This window comes from Daejeonella sp. (assembly GCF_030695525.1).
In the GTDB taxonomy this organism is placed as follows: Bacteria; Bacteroidota; Bacteroidia; order Sphingobacteriales; family Sphingobacteriaceae; genus Daejeonella.
In genome coordinates this window covers 1-16,042 of the sequence record NZ_JAUYSS010000063.1, presented here as the reverse complement: position 1 = coordinate 16,042, position 16,042 = coordinate 1, and the positions used below count along the sequence as shown (strand labels likewise).

At 39.8% G+C, this 16,042-nt stretch carries 15 protein-coding genes; 9 read left to right on the top strand and 6 right to left on the bottom strand.

All coding sequences use genetic code 11. The features are described 5' to 3' along the window. Position 1: 1 nt before the first annotated feature. The 5 genes from Q8S11_RS14635 to Q8S11_RS14615 all read right to left on the bottom strand — a co-directional run bounded on the left by Q8S11_RS14635 (position 2) and on the right by Q8S11_RS14615 (position 5,166). Positions 2–2,350: a class I SAM-dependent DNA methyltransferase gene (locus Q8S11_RS14635; protein WP_305662865.1), complete on the bottom strand. Its 2,349-nt coding sequence runs from the start codon at positions 2,348–2,350 to the stop codon at positions 2–4. A gap of 46 nt (positions 2,351–2,396) precedes the next feature. Then, on the bottom strand, positions 2,397–2,777 hold the full coding sequence (locus Q8S11_RS14630; protein WP_305662864.1) for a hypothetical protein: 381 nt from the start codon (positions 2,775–2,777) through the stop codon (positions 2,397–2,399). 85 nt (positions 2,778–2,862) lie between these two features. Then, positions 2,863–3,216, bottom strand: coding sequence for a hypothetical protein (locus Q8S11_RS14625; protein WP_305662863.1), 354 nt, complete (start codon positions 3,214–3,216; stop codon positions 2,863–2,865). Positions 3,217–3,226: 10 nt separating this feature from the next. Then, entirely contained in the window at positions 3,227–3,499 is a 273-nt protein-coding gene (locus Q8S11_RS14620; protein WP_305662862.1) for a hypothetical protein, read from the bottom strand. 731 nt (positions 3,500–4,230) lie between these two features. Further along, positions 4,231–5,166: a hypothetical protein gene (locus tag Q8S11_RS14615; protein ID WP_305662861.1), complete on the bottom strand. Its 936-nt coding sequence runs from the start codon at positions 5,164–5,166 to the stop codon at positions 4,231–4,233. 328 nt (positions 5,167–5,494) lie between these two features. On the opposite strand from Q8S11_RS14615, the gene Q8S11_RS14610 reads away from it, so the two are divergent. From Q8S11_RS14610 to Q8S11_RS14595, 4 genes are all read left to right on the top strand, one after another. Continuing rightward, on the top strand, positions 5,495–5,668 hold the full coding sequence (locus tag Q8S11_RS14610; protein WP_305662860.1) for a hypothetical protein: 174 nt from the start codon (positions 5,495–5,497) through the stop codon (positions 5,666–5,668). 154 nt (positions 5,669–5,822) lie between these two features. Continuing rightward, positions 5,823–7,484: an ATP-binding protein gene (locus Q8S11_RS14605; protein ID WP_305662859.1), complete on the top strand. Its 1,662-nt coding sequence runs from the start codon at positions 5,823–5,825 to the stop codon at positions 7,482–7,484. A 2-nt stretch (positions 7,485–7,486) separates the two neighbouring features. Continuing rightward, positions 7,487–8,152 carry a response regulator gene (locus Q8S11_RS14600; protein ID WP_305662858.1) on the top strand — a complete coding sequence of 222 codons (666 nt, stop codon included), beginning with the start codon at positions 7,487–7,489 and terminating at the stop codon, positions 8,150–8,152. Between the two features lie 88 nt (positions 8,153–8,240). Beyond that, positions 8,241–8,744, top strand: a complete 504-nt coding sequence (locus tag Q8S11_RS14595) for a hypothetical protein (protein WP_305662857.1) — start codon at positions 8,241–8,243, stop codon at positions 8,742–8,744. A 347-nt stretch (positions 8,745–9,091) separates the two neighbouring features. Here the strand turns inward: Q8S11_RS14595 and Q8S11_RS14590 are convergent, their stop codons facing one another. Continuing rightward, positions 9,092–9,607, bottom strand: a complete 516-nt coding sequence (locus Q8S11_RS14590; protein WP_305662856.1) for a thermonuclease family protein — start codon at positions 9,605–9,607, stop codon at positions 9,092–9,094. 308 nt (positions 9,608–9,915) lie between these two features. Here Q8S11_RS14590 and Q8S11_RS14585 point away from each other — a divergent pair, with 308 nt between their 5' ends. The 5 genes from Q8S11_RS14585 to Q8S11_RS14565 all read left to right on the top strand — a co-directional run bounded on the left by Q8S11_RS14585 (position 9,916) and on the right by Q8S11_RS14565 (position 15,888). Beyond that, positions 9,916–10,752 carry a hypothetical protein gene (locus Q8S11_RS14585; protein WP_305662855.1) on the top strand — a complete coding sequence of 279 codons (837 nt, stop codon included), beginning with the start codon at positions 9,916–9,918 and terminating at the stop codon, positions 10,750–10,752. A 67-nt stretch (positions 10,753–10,819) separates the two neighbouring features. Continuing rightward, a complete protein-coding gene (locus Q8S11_RS14580; RefSeq protein ID WP_305662854.1) occupies positions 10,820–11,269 on the top strand; it encodes a hypothetical protein in 450 nt (149 codons plus the stop codon). A gap of 56 nt (positions 11,270–11,325) precedes the next feature. After that, positions 11,326–11,910, top strand: coding sequence for a hypothetical protein (locus Q8S11_RS14575; protein WP_305662853.1), 585 nt, complete (start codon positions 11,326–11,328; stop codon positions 11,908–11,910). Between the two features lie 701 nt (positions 11,911–12,611). Continuing rightward, entirely contained in the window at positions 12,612–13,331 is a 720-nt protein-coding gene (locus Q8S11_RS14570; RefSeq protein WP_305662852.1) for an ABC transporter ATP-binding protein, read from the top strand. Then, positions 13,318–15,888 (top strand): ABC transporter permease, encoded by a 2,571-nt coding sequence (locus Q8S11_RS14565; RefSeq protein ID WP_305662851.1) that lies wholly within the window; start codon positions 13,318–13,320, stop codon positions 15,886–15,888. The genes Q8S11_RS14570 and Q8S11_RS14565 overlap by 14 nt, the downstream gene beginning before the upstream one ends. Positions 15,889–16,042: the final 154 nt, after the last annotated feature.

Genomic DNA, 16,042 nt, shown 5'->3' with positions numbered 1-16,042 from the left:
GTTAAGCCAGATTTAAAATTTCGCGGATTAAACCATCGCTTTCTGCCTCCAGCGCTAAAATATCAGCACTCACTTCTTCTAATGAACGTAAAGGTTTATGCTGGTAGAAGTATTTATTGAAGGAGATTTCATAGCCTATTTTGGTGGCCTCCAGATTAATCCAGGCCTCTTCAACATGTGGTTTCACTTCTTTTAAAAAATAGTGATGGATATTTTCTTTTAAAGGCACACTTTCTGAGTCCCGTAAATCACTTTCGGTTTCATATTGCAGGTATTCGCCTTTTTTAGGGGTAGCATAATAGCCATAATCGGCCAATTCATTTTCCCCACAATTTAAATGTTCCAGGAGGTTTTCCAGCTTTTCCCCCTGCAGTTTGATGATACCTTTCTCTACTTTTTCGGCATCGGCATCGTACCAGCTGATGGCATTTAAAATGGTATTTTTTTCGGAAGCGGAGATTGTAGTTTTATTTTGTTTTAAAGCCTCATTTACCCGTGTATTAAATTCGTTAAAGTTGCTGTATTCGGCGCTGCCTATTTTCTCCATCAGGCTTTCGGCAATATTCATTAATTCTATTCCCTTTTGCCAGGTGCTTAAGCTAGTTAATGCCTTACTTTGTTTGGCACTTAGATTCAGTTCGTTTTTATCGCACCAGTCGAGGATCTCTTTTTCATGGCTTTTCAGGTCGGTATAAACTGCTTCGCCATACTCCTGATAGGCCCATTCCATGGCTTCACGCAGAGATTTATCGAAGCGTAATTCGGCAATCTTCTCTTTTGTGAATTGTGCTTTTAAACGTTTTGGCCGTTCGATGCTCACTTTATAATAGCCAAAATCAGCATTATCAAACAGTTTAGAAGCAATGCCTTGCTCGCCGCTTCTTTCTATGGCCTGCATTTGCGCATAAACATTCAGTATTTCACGGATATGCTCAGGAGCAAACTCACAGTTCTTGTTTCCTAAATTCTTGCGCAGTTTACGGTATAAAGATCCGGCATCGATCAATTGTACTTTACCTTTTCGCTCCTGCTTTTTATTATTGGATAATAACCAGATATAGGTGGTGATACCTGTATTATAAAAGAGGTTATTCGGCATTTGGATGATGGCTTCCAGCCAGTCGTTCTCGATGATATACCTTCTGATATTACTTTCTCCACCTCCGGCATCGCCAGTAAATAAACTGGAACCATTATGAACCGAGGCAATGCGGGAACCCGCCGGACTTTGATCCAGTGGTTTCATCTTACTCACCATTTCCATTAAAAAAAGCAATTGCCCGTCTGAGGAACGTGGAGTGGCATCGGCATCCTCTGCTTCGCCCCAATAGTTTTTCAATGTAATCTGGAACCGGGGGTCGATGATGTCTTTGCCATCTTTAATGTATTTCTGTTCACTGGCCCATGATTTTCCATAAGGCGGATTGGAGAGCATGAAGTTAAAGTTCTTGCCGGCAAACTCATCGGTACTCAGGGTAGAACCCACGCGGATATTCTCCGGGTCGTTCCCTTTAATCATCATATCCGATTTACAGATGGCATAGGTTTCATCATTAATTTCCTTGCCATATAAATGCACATCGCCACTGGCTTTGATTTCTCCATCTTCATCCTTAATGAAATTCTGAGATTCGGTCAGCATGCCACCAGAACCGCAAGCCGGATCATAAATGGTCATTACCGGTGGCAATTCATCTTTAATGGGTTCGAAGACCAGATGGGTCATTAAATCAATAACTTCACGGGGGGTAAAGTGTTCTCCGGCTTCTTCGTTATTTTCCTCGTTAAACTTTCGGATCAGTTCTTCAAACACATAGCCCATCCCTAAATTACTTAAGGGAGCCAATTTGCGTCCATCGGGATCCAGTTTTTCGAATGGGGTTAAATTGATTTTAGCTGAGGTAAATTTTTCCAGCACATCCAATAGCACATCTTTCTGTGCCATATGCCTCACCTGACTTTTCAATTTAAACTTATCGATGATCTCTTTAACATTATCACTAAAACCGTTCAGGTAATCCTCCACATTGGCTTGCAGAATTTGCTGGTTATTGGTTGCGGTGTCGTGTAAGCGCTGTAAGGTCCATTCGCTGGTATTATAGAATACATAGCCGGAAGCAGACTTTAAGCCACTGGTGTCCCATTCTAAAAATTTAGCTTCATCTTTTTGAAAGGTCATTTCCTCCAGTACGGCCGCTTTTGTAGGTTCGAGCAAAGCATCTAAGCGGCGTAAAACAGTCATGGGTAAAATCACATCCCGGTATTTTCCACGGACGTAAACATCGCGCAGGCAATCGTCAGCAATAGACCAGATAAAAGAAACTAATTTATTATGTACGGCTTGGTTCATTGATCGTATAAATGAGTGTGATGTAAAACTATTAATTTAAGATTACTTACTCATTTAAATATTGGTCATAATAAGAGTCGTTTTTCCAGAAGTCATAACATTTTCTCATTTGTTGAAATGGGAATTCTATATCATTTTGAAGTTTCTTCCAGGGACCAAAACCTAGTTCATCACAAAGTTTAAAGAACCCATCACCTTCATAAGCACTTCCTTTAGAAAGTACTAAGGAACTAAGTAATGGTCTGGCATTATTATGTTCAAAGGTTGAAATTTCTCCTAAAATTCGACCAATTTCTGCTCTAGCATATTCAGACTCACGCATAAGCAATCCGAGATTACATTGGTCTGATAGTTCCTGATATGTAATAGTTTGCTCGCCTTTTTTCCTCGCAACTTCTATTAATTTTCTTCGGACGATTTCGTTCATAATCTGTGTTTGTTAATAAAGGACAATTAGTTTACAAATTATATTCCCTCTTCTCAAAGGTAATCTGACTAAATTGGAAGCCAAATCATGGCTTTTCATAAAATGTTCCGTAATTATAAGATACTTCTAAAATTCCTTCATCATAGGTATATAAATATGGAGAATACCTAAAGTACATGTAAATATTTGTTCCCCTTATCTGGTATAGTTTTGATGAAACCTTAGTGACTTCTACTTTGTATTGACCATCATCAATTTTTGTGGGTGTATAAATTTCTTCAATCTCTTCGCCCTCTTTATCAAGGCTATATGAGTCTAAATCAACTTTCTTATAAAAGCGTACCACATCATGGTCTTTCCATTCCTTATATGATTGCGCTATAGAAGATAAAGGCAGAAAACCTGCAAAGGCAATGATTAATAACACTAATTTTTTCATCAGTTTAATTCTATGGTTTACAAACCTTACACGCCACATTCCCCGCCGCCACAGCCTTCTTCAGCGTCGTCTTAATCTTACTCTGATTCAGATACCTGCAGGAAGATTTATGATACTTTGTTCCGGTTTTTGTGATATAAACAATAGTTTCCTGGCTTTCATGAATAGAACCGGAAGCTGTGAAATGGCTATTCGTCTGACTCTGAAGGGATAATGAAAGGACAAAGATTAAAACAGTCGAGAGGAGTATTCCATTTAACTGACTGCCAATATTTCCTTTCATTTGAGCACTTTAGATCATTAAACATAAACCAAATAAATCCTTAATACAAATAAACCGAGCGCTCATATATTTGATATTCAGTATTTTATACTGCATAGCCTTCAATTTTCATGCATTCGGCTATTCAAAATTACGAAGTACTTCTTTTGATTTTTACGGTTTTCCGTAACGGAAGGGAAGATCTGAGGAATAGGCTGGGAATTACCAGTATCCGGTTAAAATTTATACTAAATCATAATCACTTATTGCAATACTAAAGCAAGTCCCTCTGAAACTAATACAAGAAGGCTTGAAGGTGATCCGACTTTGTAAGAATTATTAATACAGGTTCCAGCTTTCGCTGGATCCGATGGTTATCGGATGACAAGCGTTGTTGGGAGGATGAAAGAAGATTACCTAAGGTTCCAGCTTTCGCTCAATGTCATTATTTAAGGGGCAGTAGGTTCCAGCTTTCGCTGGAATGACAAAATTTTTTGGTTAATAAGGAGATTCCAGCCTTCGCTGGAATCAAAAGACGGAACCGTATTATAAATGATGTTGTGCTTTTACTCATTTTTTGTCTTTATTTATTTTGGAAATGAGGAGTGATCTGAACCGATTCCAGCGAAGGCTGGAATCTCCCCCCATCTCCCCCCAGCAATGTTGTCATTCCAGCGAAAGCTGGAACCTCCCCAAATTTAAATAATGACATTGAGTGTTCGGGGTCGAAAAACAAAACCTTTTACCGGCAATCAGTGACTGGGAATACTCAATTTACCCCGGGGTGTTTTTAATGGAAGAATATATTTCTCAAAGATATATTTCGACATAGGCCTTAATTGTCGGCCGGCCAAACGAGGGTCTTCTCCAGCACTTGTATAGAACTCAATTTGCTTATCAACACTTGCGTACCAAACCTTATTTATATCATTATATGTTAAGGTATCCCGTTTGGTAATTCTTTTAAAGTGTTCAAGTTTAAAATCATCTGCCAGGATAGGCTGTATATGGGGTGCCTTTTTATCACAAGCGATGGCCTCGTATTGATCTCCAGTCCAATACATACATTGTGGCTTAGACGTGTAGAATGAAATTCCTAAAACACTTATGATTAAAATCCCAAGACCAATAATTCCCTGCTTTTTATATTCATGAAAATAGTTAATCTTATTCCCTGATTTAGGGGCACCTCCAGTTCCCATGCCGCTAACAAAATTGAGGTCCTCAGCTTCCAGAGGAGCCATGCCTGGCTTTTCAGTGATAATAAAGGTATCTTCAGGCTCCTTATGTCCCTCTGCATCCGCTCCATTATTTGTAAAGCTAGATCCAAAGCGATAAGGTCTGGGCTTAAAATCAATGAGCCAGGAGAGAAGCGCAATATTTTTGTCTTCAGTCTCTCTGACCTTTCCAATTAATAGGTTTACTAATGGCCGAAACTTATCGGTATCCATTGTTCTGATTGCTGCTTCATACGCCACTTCTTCTGCCCGATGGCCAAAAAACTGACTCAAAATTTCCAGGTCATTACGGGATCTTCTTATTTCAAAAACGCTAAGGCATTCCTTCTTCAATTTGGCGGGTGTAGGTTGTTGCAAATTGAGTGAAAGGCTTCCCTCATTCCTTTTCTGTTGATAGAAATTGATTACAGCTGCTTTATAATCTGAGAACATTTTTCCGGAATCCTGCATAAAATATGAGCCTGAAATTAAGGAATATTTCAGGCTTTTCGGAATTCTATCGGAACAATCGGATTCTTCGGAACCATTTAATATTCAGCTGCCTGGCCTGCTGCACCTTTGTTTCCGGAAGCTGAACAAATAACATTGATTGCTTCCAACCGAGAGGAGATTGGTGGACTGATATCATTGACCTGGGAAGCAGTCATATCATGTTCGCCAATCAAATCTCAATCCTTCCCAAAAAATTTAAGAGGCGCCTCTTGAATTCAACGCAGCAATCCTTCCGATCGGATTCGGATGGCCCTGCATGATTTTCAAACATTTTAAATTTTAAGAAATGATTCAATTCATAATTGCAATCTTATTGGGATTGGCATGCAGTTCAGGCAATACAACAGGTAATGGAGATTCTCCGAAAGGGAACAATTCCGAATACAGCACATTAAACGGTGATCCAATTGATGATACCGGTGGTGAAAATGGACAAATACCACCACCTCCAAGACCTTAATTAAGTCTGGGTGTCGTTAGAGCTTCTTTCTAATGGCACCCAGATTTGCTTTATACTATTAGACACGAGCACGATTAAGGACTGGCTGGAATTTTAAAGCCGAATTAAGAGAATATATTGTACCTAATTTTTAAATTAGGAAAAATCTGCCTTAATGAAGCTCAATATTATATTTCTCTGTTTGATAGTATTTAGCTACGCATGTTCAAATAATACCAGGCATGAAAAGACTAATAACATTTTCTACAAAAGAGCCTATGAACATCGGGATAGGCGAGAAACAGATTCTGCCTTTTTTTATTTTAATAAAGCAAAGGATCAATTTATTCAGGACAAAGATAGTCTTGGTGCAGCTAGCTGCATTGTAAATATGTCAATCATTGCTACCGATGGGGGAGATCATTTTGGCGGACAAGAATTATCTTTAAATGCCGTACCTTTTTTCGATGAGAAAAATCCGGAACACCATCCTTACATCCTATCGAACTATAATAATCTGGGGATTGCCAGCTATAATCTCAAACAATACACAAAAGCAATAGAATTCTACAACAAGAGTTTGGGATTTATTCCTGATAGTACTTATGCGCTAATTGTCAGGAATAATATAGCCAATGCATACCGCAAAAATGGAGAGTTTTTAAAAGCTATTGAAATTTATATGTCTGTATTGGGACAAGAAAAGAACGCTGTTAATTATGCAAGAGCCCTTTCTAATTTTGCATATACCAAATGGCTTCAAACTCCCGATTATAATTCATCGAAAGAACTTTATCAATCCTTAAATATCAGATTGAAAGAAAAGGATTTATGGGGACAGAATGCAAGCTATGCTCATCTTGCTGATTACTATCTCAAAAAACGTCCGGATAGTGCATTAATTTTTTCAAGAAAAATGTATGGTTTGGCAACTAAACTTAACAGTCCTGATGATCGTCTGGAAGCCTTACAAAAATTAATACCACTTAGTGATCCGCGGGACTCAAGGGAATACTTTAATATCTATCGAAGCTTAGGAGATAGCATTCAAATAGCCCGGAATAGTGCAAAGAATCAATTCGCTCTGATCCGGTATGAAACTGAAAAGCATAAGGCAGATAATCTCTTACTTCAGCAAGAAAATACCAAAAGAAATGTTTGGTTAATAAGTCTCGCAATCCTGATTATAGCGGGCAGCATTACGGGGGTTTTATCTTATAAAAGGAGAACACGCCGTTTAGCGTTGCAAGCCGCCAGCGCAATTAAAGAAAGCCAGCTTAAAACTTCAAAAAAGGTGCATGATGTTGTAGCTAACGGACTATACCGCCTGATGTCTGAACTAGAGAACGACGCTAAAATTGACCGCGACCGGATTCTTGATGATATGGAAGTCCTGTACGAACGTTCCCGGGATATTTCATATGATGATGTTTCTTTGGGCCTCCCGGGCTACGATTTTCAAAATTCCATAAGTAATTTACTTATGTCGTTCGCCACGCATGATACCAGGGTTGTGATTGTCGGGAATACCAGCGAATTATGGTCAGAATTAAATCAGGAATCAAAAGACAACCTGTATTATGTGCTACAGGAATTGATGGTGAATATGAACAAACACAGTAAAGCTAGTTCAGTAGCCATCCGTTTTGAGCGAAAGGCGGACAATATCAAGGTCTTTTACACCGACAATGGAGCCGGCCTCCCCGAAGGGACCATTTTTAAGAACGGGCTTACGAATACGGGAAACCGTATAAAAAGCATCCATGGCAATATTACTTTTGAAGAAGGCACAACAGGGGGACTAAATATTCAGATCCAATTTCCTGTGAGATCATAGCTATGTTTGAAAAAGTATTGATTGCAGAAGATCACGAAAGTTCCAATATTTCTGTCCGGAAAGCACTGGAAGATTTCGGCATCGTGAACAGCGACTATGCGTATTACTGTGATGATGCACTGGTGCGAATTTCCCATGCGGTGAAAGACAATGCTCCATATGATCTGCTGATCACAGACCTATCCTTTGAAGAAGACCACATACCCCAAAATATTAAAAACGGCACTGATCTGATCCGTGCAGTAAAAGATCTTCAACCCCGAATTAAAGTGCTGGTATTTTCTGCTGAAGGCAAGCCAGTCTTGATCGACCTGTTGTTCAAAGAACTTTCAATCGATGCCTTTGTCCGGAAAGCCCGCCGCGATGTCACCGAGTTAAAACTGGCTCTGGAAGCAATAGGAAAAAACAGAAAATACCTGAGTACTGGCCTAAGGCAATCCATCAAAGAAACCAATACTTACGAGTTCAGGGAATATGATATCGTACTGATTACCCTGCTCTCAAAGGGGATACTTCAAAAAGACATTCCAGAGTATCTGGTACAGCACCAGATTAAGCCTTACGGACTAAGCAGTGTGGAAAAGCGCTTGAATTATATTAGGGAGGCGCTGAATTTTACGAAGAATGAACAGTTGGTTGCGTTTTGTAAGGATTTGGGGGTGATATGAGCATCAACTGCTAAATACCAAAAGAGTGATATATTTTCTTTGTTAACTTTAGCTTAAAAACTAAATAATGATCTCAAAAATTGACGTAATGAAATATCTCATTACCCTAATTCTTCTTTTATCATTCGAAACCAGTAAAGGTCAGAGTTTGACTTTAGACCAGCTAGTGAACCTGCAAATGAAAGATCTGGAATATGTAAATGAATTTCATTTAAATAGAGGCTGGCGCTTTGATTCTTCAGTGGTGGAAACGGACGATAGGATGGGAAGGGCAGTCTGGGCATTCGGAAAATCAGAATTTGATACAGAAAGGGCGGTTGGATGGTTTAATTTGATTTACAGTCCAGGTTATGAATCGACAATTACTTATCAAATTCACAATAAAAATTTCTATTCTCTTATCAAAAACAGAATAACTGCATTAGGCATGAAACTGGCAGCCTCTGAAATTCTGGACGATGGGTTATACAGTGTATACGTTGGCCAGAAATATGCGGTTAAGATTGTTTCTTCATCGTCCTCAGATGAGATTGTGCCTAAATATATTTTCACGATTCTTCCTAAGAGTCAATATTATAACTCGTTAGATTAGAGAGATATAATAATATTTTCATCATTCTTTTTACTAATTAACTAAAGATCCCTGCCTAACCTCAATAGAATGAAATTTTAACCAATGATCAGATTTTACTTGTAGCCCTAAAAAATACGTTTTCAAAACCTCTACCTTGTGCTATTTTTAATATTGGGTTGCGTGATTTCAAGCTTTTCTCAAAGTGCTTCCTGCCCTCAGAATATCAGCTTCGAGAATGGAAATTTTTGTAATTGGCTAGCGGCTTCTGGCAGGGTAAACGACGTTGGAATTAATAACGCCATTGCCGGTAAACGATGGTCTCTTGCACTGATTGCCGGTCTAATGTCAGGAAGGCTAATTCCAGATTATTGAACTTCTACCTTCCACAAGCCCTTTTTCTGCTCCCTCGCCTCACGCTGAAGTTTCGCAAAGTAATCCGCAAATTCCACATTCGGCGGTACCGTCATCAGCACAGCATACCCATTTTTTATTAATTCGGCATTTACAAATGTCCCATCCTCAAGGTAAACATAGGATAAGGTTCTGCCATATTGATCCAAGGGGTCTACATCTGAAACAAGCCTGACTTTTTTATTAGTTAGAAGACTGGTCAAGTATTCCTTCGCTTCTTTTCCGTAATAACCAATTTCCCTGTTGAACATTCGCCTGGACTCTGGCGCATCGATTCCTATGAAGCGGATCTTAAGCCCCTTTTCAGTACCGTTGTCTACCCAAAAGGTATCACCATCAACGATCTTGGTGACTGGGAATGCTTCCGATTGTGGCGCTGAAACAGCTACCATCCCTGCATCATGTATTTGGCAGGAGATGCTTATGGTTATGAATAGTGAGTAAATAAGATATCTCGAAAATCGTGTCATTATAAATGTGCTTTAGAATAAGAATTGGAAGCGAAAGTCGGTATTATTTTAGACTGGAAGGGAGTTTACCGGATGAAAATTTATTGCTGGATGGTGTCCTACGGGAAACCGTAAGGATACTTAAACGGGCTTATTTACATTCGTGCAGTAACACTACAGCTTTAATTCAAAGCAAGCTGAACCTTATAATTAACATGATAATTAGAAATTCTTATTCATTAGATCAAATGCATCCGGGTAAGCTAATCTTGATAGTTATCATACTGTTTTCGACTGTTGATTGCCTGGGTCAAATTAATAAGAGTTTAATGGGGGAATGGGCGGGAAAATTAATGGACTCCTCAGGCGAATTTGAATATAAATTAAAGTTAGATCAGGAAGAATCAGGCGTTTACACCGGAGTTTCAACTTCCCTCAACGATAATTTTTATTGCGAATCAAAGGTTATGGCAGTCAAGGAAAATGGTCGTCTAATAGTTAGTGAGATCGAAGTGTTGAACTCTAATTATCCCAACAAACAGGAATTGTGCTTGCTGAAATTAGAACTTGCGTTGGCAGATTCTAAATTAACAGGAAATTTTACTCCCTTAAGTAATATTTCAAATTGTTTATCGGGCATTGTCAGCTTAGATAAGATAGCTTCACCGCGTGTTAAGAGTCAAGTTATAAATTCCCAAAGGGCAATTAAAAGGGTGATTCCTTCAACTCCGAAGTTTGAAAACAGCACTGTCAACGAAAAACCCGCCACAGCATCACCCATTTTAATAAATGAATCTCCTACTACCCGAACAGATACGGTTGCGAGAATTGAAAATAAGGTAAGAGTAATCGAGATCAACGAAGATGAAGTTGAGCTCTCTATCCTTGACAATATGGAAATAGATGGTGATATGATAACCCTGATTAATAATGACAATGTGATATTCAGGAAAGTCACTCTGACGAAGATCCCACTCACTTACAAAATAAATAACTCTCGTACCTCAGTTCACGTCTTAAAATTTTATGCTGAAAATCTTGGAGCAACACCTCCAAATACCGGGGTTCTGATAGTTAAAACTCGTAATTCATTAATAAAAACAGCTTTTTCCTCGGATCTAAATCAAACTGCCACGATCCAAATTAATTTAAGGAAGGTTTTATGAGTTATAGTCACCCGCTTACCTTTTGTCTTCAATTATATATTTTTTAACCAAAAACCAAACACAACACATGAAAAAATTATTGAATTTCCCGTTACTTTTGATCTTAGTTGTTTTCTTAACATCTGCGATCCCACCTGTAAAAAGTAAGAAAGTTGTAATAGAACCGTCTGCGGAAGCTAGTATCACTTTCAGAGAACTTTTAGATCTATCTCCAAAACAATACACTGAATTAACAGGAGAGAAGCTAAATTTTAAAGAAAAACTTGCCTTTTCCTTCATGAAGAAAAAGCTAAGGAATGATGAGTCCCTGAACTTAGACGAAAAGGTTAATGTTAAAAAAGCGGCAGCAAATGCCAGTGGTGGGTTTAATATTGTTGGGTTTCTAGTGGGATTATTATTTGGAATAATCGGTGTTGCATTAGTACACATTTTCAGCCGCGATAAAGCTGCACGGAGATCCTCATGGATGGGATTTGGTGTGATACTAATTGCACTATTAGTTCTGTTTTCCATTTAAAGAATGAAGTCTGCACCTCAAGAATATTCTTGAGGTGTTTTTTTGATTTAAGAGTTATGATTTTAAGATTTTTTATAAGTGTTTGTTTAATTCTGGTTGTAGCCGCGGGATACAGCCAGGAGAACATCGGGGTGGTAAACAAGATGCAGGGCTTTTATATTTTTACGGATAGCCAACCCATTGCAGAATATGAAGTTGTGGGAGAAGTGTCAACTGCAGGGCATGATGACGCCGATATAAGTAAATCAAAAGGGCAATATCAACCCGTCCGCGATTTTCTGCTTAAGGCAGCAAGAAAAGTTAATTATACCGCAGATGGATTAATATTATCGTTTGTGAATGACGGTGATGACAAAGCTGTTATTATCAAGTTCAAAGAAAATTCCGAAAAAAATAGTCATTCAAAGGTTAATCAATTCCAGGGAGTTTACGTCTTCACAGATAGTGAGCCTATGAACGAGACTGAATATATTACCACGGTATCCGACCGGGGAAAATCAAATAGTTTCCAGTATCATGCTTTAAAGGAAAAGCTGATATACATTTGTCGGAAGGAGCAACCTAATGCCAAAGCTCTCGTACTAAAATTGGTTTATGGAGGTACTGATAGTGGGGATGTGGTAAGGTTTAAAGCAAAATAGTGACGGATAATCATTTACAAAATTATTTATCCTGAAAGTTTTATTCCTTCTATTTCTCCTCATACTGTTGCCGCCTCTTATCATTTCGAGGATATCCTCGAAATGGTCGGCTTTTACAGCCCACTTGTCAAAGCTCCCTCTTCACAGCCACTTTGTTGATACCTTCTTGATACCTTGTTCGGCTATTATTGGGCTGGCGTAGCCAAAAATGCATTTTAGCTAAAGAAAAGCTCAACAAGGTATCAACAAAAGCTCTTTTTTAGACTGTTTTTTGATTTGGTATAAAAACCGCCCTGAAATGCAAAATTGTTTTTAGCCCGCGGTTTTAAAACCACAAGGTTTGCAACAGGGGACAAGGAGGTTCTGTTTAGGATTCAATAAATTTGTAACATCCTCCACCCCTCACCATCCAATAATATGAGAAGATTTTTACAAAGCAGGTCTGGCTAAGACCTTCATTTTGTTTATTTTGCGAAGATTGCTAAATCATAGATTAACGTGAACTCAAAAAAAATTTAAAAACCACATAGAAACATAGCATTTTATAGCTGATGACCTTCATTTTAGACACAGATAGCCTTGAAGCTTCGCTTCAATCTATGTTTCCTTTAAAGCAAAATATAAGAGAATCTATGTGGTTAAATATTAGTCATTAGATATTTATAGATAGAACTCACCTTAATTAAATTTAACCAGACACTTTGGACATTATACTGAATATTCAGAATTTGAGTAAAACTTATCAAAGCGGGGGCCGTACACTCACCGTGTTGGATGATATAAGTTTTGCGATAGAGGCAGGCTCGACTATGTCGATCGTCGGTCCTTCCGGAAGTGGTAAAACTACGCTTTTGGGTTTATGCGCAGGTCTTGATCGCTCCACTTCGGGCATTGTAGAACTGAATCATATCCGACTGGATAATCTGAATGAGGATCAGCGGGCTCAGGTTAGGAATCAGCATGTAGGTTTTATTTTTCAGAACTTCCAGCTATTGCCAACTTTAACGGCTTTAGAAAATGTAATGGTTCCGCTGGAGCTGAGAGGTGAGAAGAATATTCGTCCAAAGGCATTGGAATTGCTTGATAAGGTTGGTCTGGCTGATCGCGGGCATCATTATCCTACTCAGCTATCCGGTGGAGAACAACAGCGGGTTTCATTAGCAAGGGCTTTTTCTAATTCCCCAAAGATCTTATTCGCCGATGAGCCTACCGGTAACCTCGATGCGGAAACGAGTGAAAAGGTTGTAAAACTGATCTTTGATCTGAATAAAGAAGCAGGAACAACACTGGTTTTGGTAACTCATGATCTGGAATTGGCTTCCAAAACTCAGCGGATTATCCGCATCAAAGGCGGTTCACTGGTTTCGGATCTGAGGACTAATATTGAAAACTCTGAAAAGCCGGATCATGTCGGAGCTTAATGAACCTGTTATAGAGGAGCATAAAGGTTCCCTCAATTTCAGATGGCTGCTTCTGATGGCATGGCGGGACAGCAGGCGTAACCGCTCGCGCTTATTTCTGTTCATTTCCTCGATCATCCTTGGAATTGCCGCTTTGGTGGCTATTTATTCTTTTGAATACAATCTCAGAAATGACATTGACTCGCAGGCAAAAAGTCTGCTGGGTGCTGATCTGATCATTGAGACCAATAAAACTGTTAAGGAAGAGTCCCTCCCAATGCTTAAATCCCTGGGGACTGAGCGTTCCGAAGAGCGGACTTTTGCTTCCATGATCTATTTCCAGAAGAATGGGGGTACCCGCCTGGTCAATGTCAGGGCCTTATCCGGAGATTTCCCTTATTACGGAGATATAGAAACTACTCCCAAAACTGCCAGCCGCAGTTTCAGACTTGGGAAGCAGGCGCTGGTCGATAAAACGCTGATGCTTCAGTATGATGCTAAGGCCGGAGATTCAATAAAAGTGGGTGAGGTCGTTTTTGAGATCGCAGGGGTTTTGAACAAAGCTCCGGGCCAGACAGGTTTTAATGCTGCGGTTGCTCCGATTGTTTATATACCGCTTTCCTATCTCGAAGAAACAGGGCTTTCACAAAAAGGAAGCCGCATCACCTATAATTTTTATTATAAATTTCCTCCTGAAACTAACGTAAATAAACTGGCCAAGCGCCTCGAGCCACAACTGGAAAAGGCAGAACTGGATTATGAAACAATTGAATCCCGGAAGGAAAATACGGGCCGCTCTTTTGGAGATCTGACCGAATTTTTGGCTCTCGTGGGCTTCATTGCGCTCCTTTTGGGCTGTATTGGTGTGGCCAGTGCCATTCATATTTATATCCGTGAAAAGATCAATACCATTGCCGTTCTGCGTTGCCTCGGTGCCAGTTCAAGACAGGCATTTTTGATCTATCTGATCCAGATTGCCGGTATTGGTCTGATCGGTTCCCTGATCGGGGCTATTTTGGGAACACTCATCCAGCAGTTTTTGCCTATAGTCCTGAAAGATTTTTTACCAGTAGAAATCACAGTAGCGATTTCCTGGATGGCTGTCGGACAAGGTCTTTTACTCGGTTTGATCATTTCTGTATTATTTGCCCTTCTGCCCCTGGTTTCGGTCAGGAATATTTCGCCTTTAAATACACTCCGCCTTTCGCTGGAAGAAACTTCCCTTTTTAAGGATCCCATAAAATGGCTGGTCTATTTTATTATCGTACTCTTCATTTTTGGCTTTACCTACCTGCAGATGAGTTCTCTCAAGAAGACGGTATTCTTTACTGCGGGTGTCCTTGCCGGATTTATTGCCCTTGCCGCTCTGGCTTATGCGATGATGTGGCTTGCACGACGTTATTTTCCTTCTTCCTGGTCTTATTTATGGAGACAGGGTTTTGCGAATCTGTTCAGGCCGAATAATCAGACTTTAATTCTGGTTGTTTCAATTGGTTTAGGGACAGCCTTTATCTGCACATTGTTCTTTGTTCAGGATATCCTGATCAACAGGGTTACCCGTTCTTCCAGTAAGAATCAGCCCAATATGGTGCTTTTTGATATTCAGAGTAATCAGAAAAAGGCGGTCAATGATTTGACAAAGAGTATGAATCTGCCTGTTTTACAGGAAGTTCCGATAGTGAATATGCGGATGACTGAGATAAAGGGGCGCAATGCTGCCAGCTATAAAAAAGATAGTGTCGCATGGGGTGCAATGCGCGGACTGGAACGGGAATACCGTGTTACCTACCGGGATAGCTTAAGTGATTCGGAGGAGTTGATCGACGGAAAATGGATCGGTAGAGCTGAGCCCGGCAAGCCAGTTTATGTTTCCCTGGAGGAAGGTTATGCGAAACGAATCGGAGTGAAGATTGGTGATGAGCTGACCTTTAATGTGCAGGGCGCTCCATTAAAGGCGCTTGTTGGGAGTACCCGTAAAGTCGACTGGAACAGGATTCAGACCAATTTTATTCTGATCTTTCCGACAGGAGTTCTTGAGGATGCCCCACAGTTTCATGTGCTGCTTACGCAGGTCCCTTCCAATGAATTGTCGGCGAAATACCAGCAGGCTGTAGTAAAAACCTTTCCTAATATTTCGATGATTGACCTCGGATTAGTTTTAAGTGTACTGGATGAGATTTTGGATAAAATGGGCTTTGTAATCCGTTTCATGGCTGCATTCAGTATCATTACCGGTTTGATTGTGCTGATTGCTTCGGTTCTGATCAGTAAATACCAGCGGATTAGGGAGAGTGTTTTATTAAGAACTATGGGTGCAAGCCGCAAGCAGATTCTGGTGATTACGGCCCTGGAGTATATCTTTCTTGGAGCTTTGGCTGCGGCTGCGGGTATTGTTTTAGCGCTGCTTGCAAGCTGGGGATTGGCAAGGTTCGTTTTCGAGACTACCTTTTCTCCTGAACTACTTCCGGTTCTGATTCTGTTCCTGCTGATCACTTCTTTAACGGTATTGATTGGATTATTTAATAGCAGAGGAGTGCTGAACAGGCCGCCGTTGGAGGTGTTGAGGAGTGAGGTTTAATATTAATTGAGAATTGAGAATCACTAGTGTCCGGGGAAATTGAAATCGTAAGATTAAAAATCAAATCTCATAATTTTCTCTCTACTTTTCCTGCAGCAGAAAAGTAGCAAAATGCCGCCGCTGCACCTGATGCTATTAAAGTTAATGCTTTGGC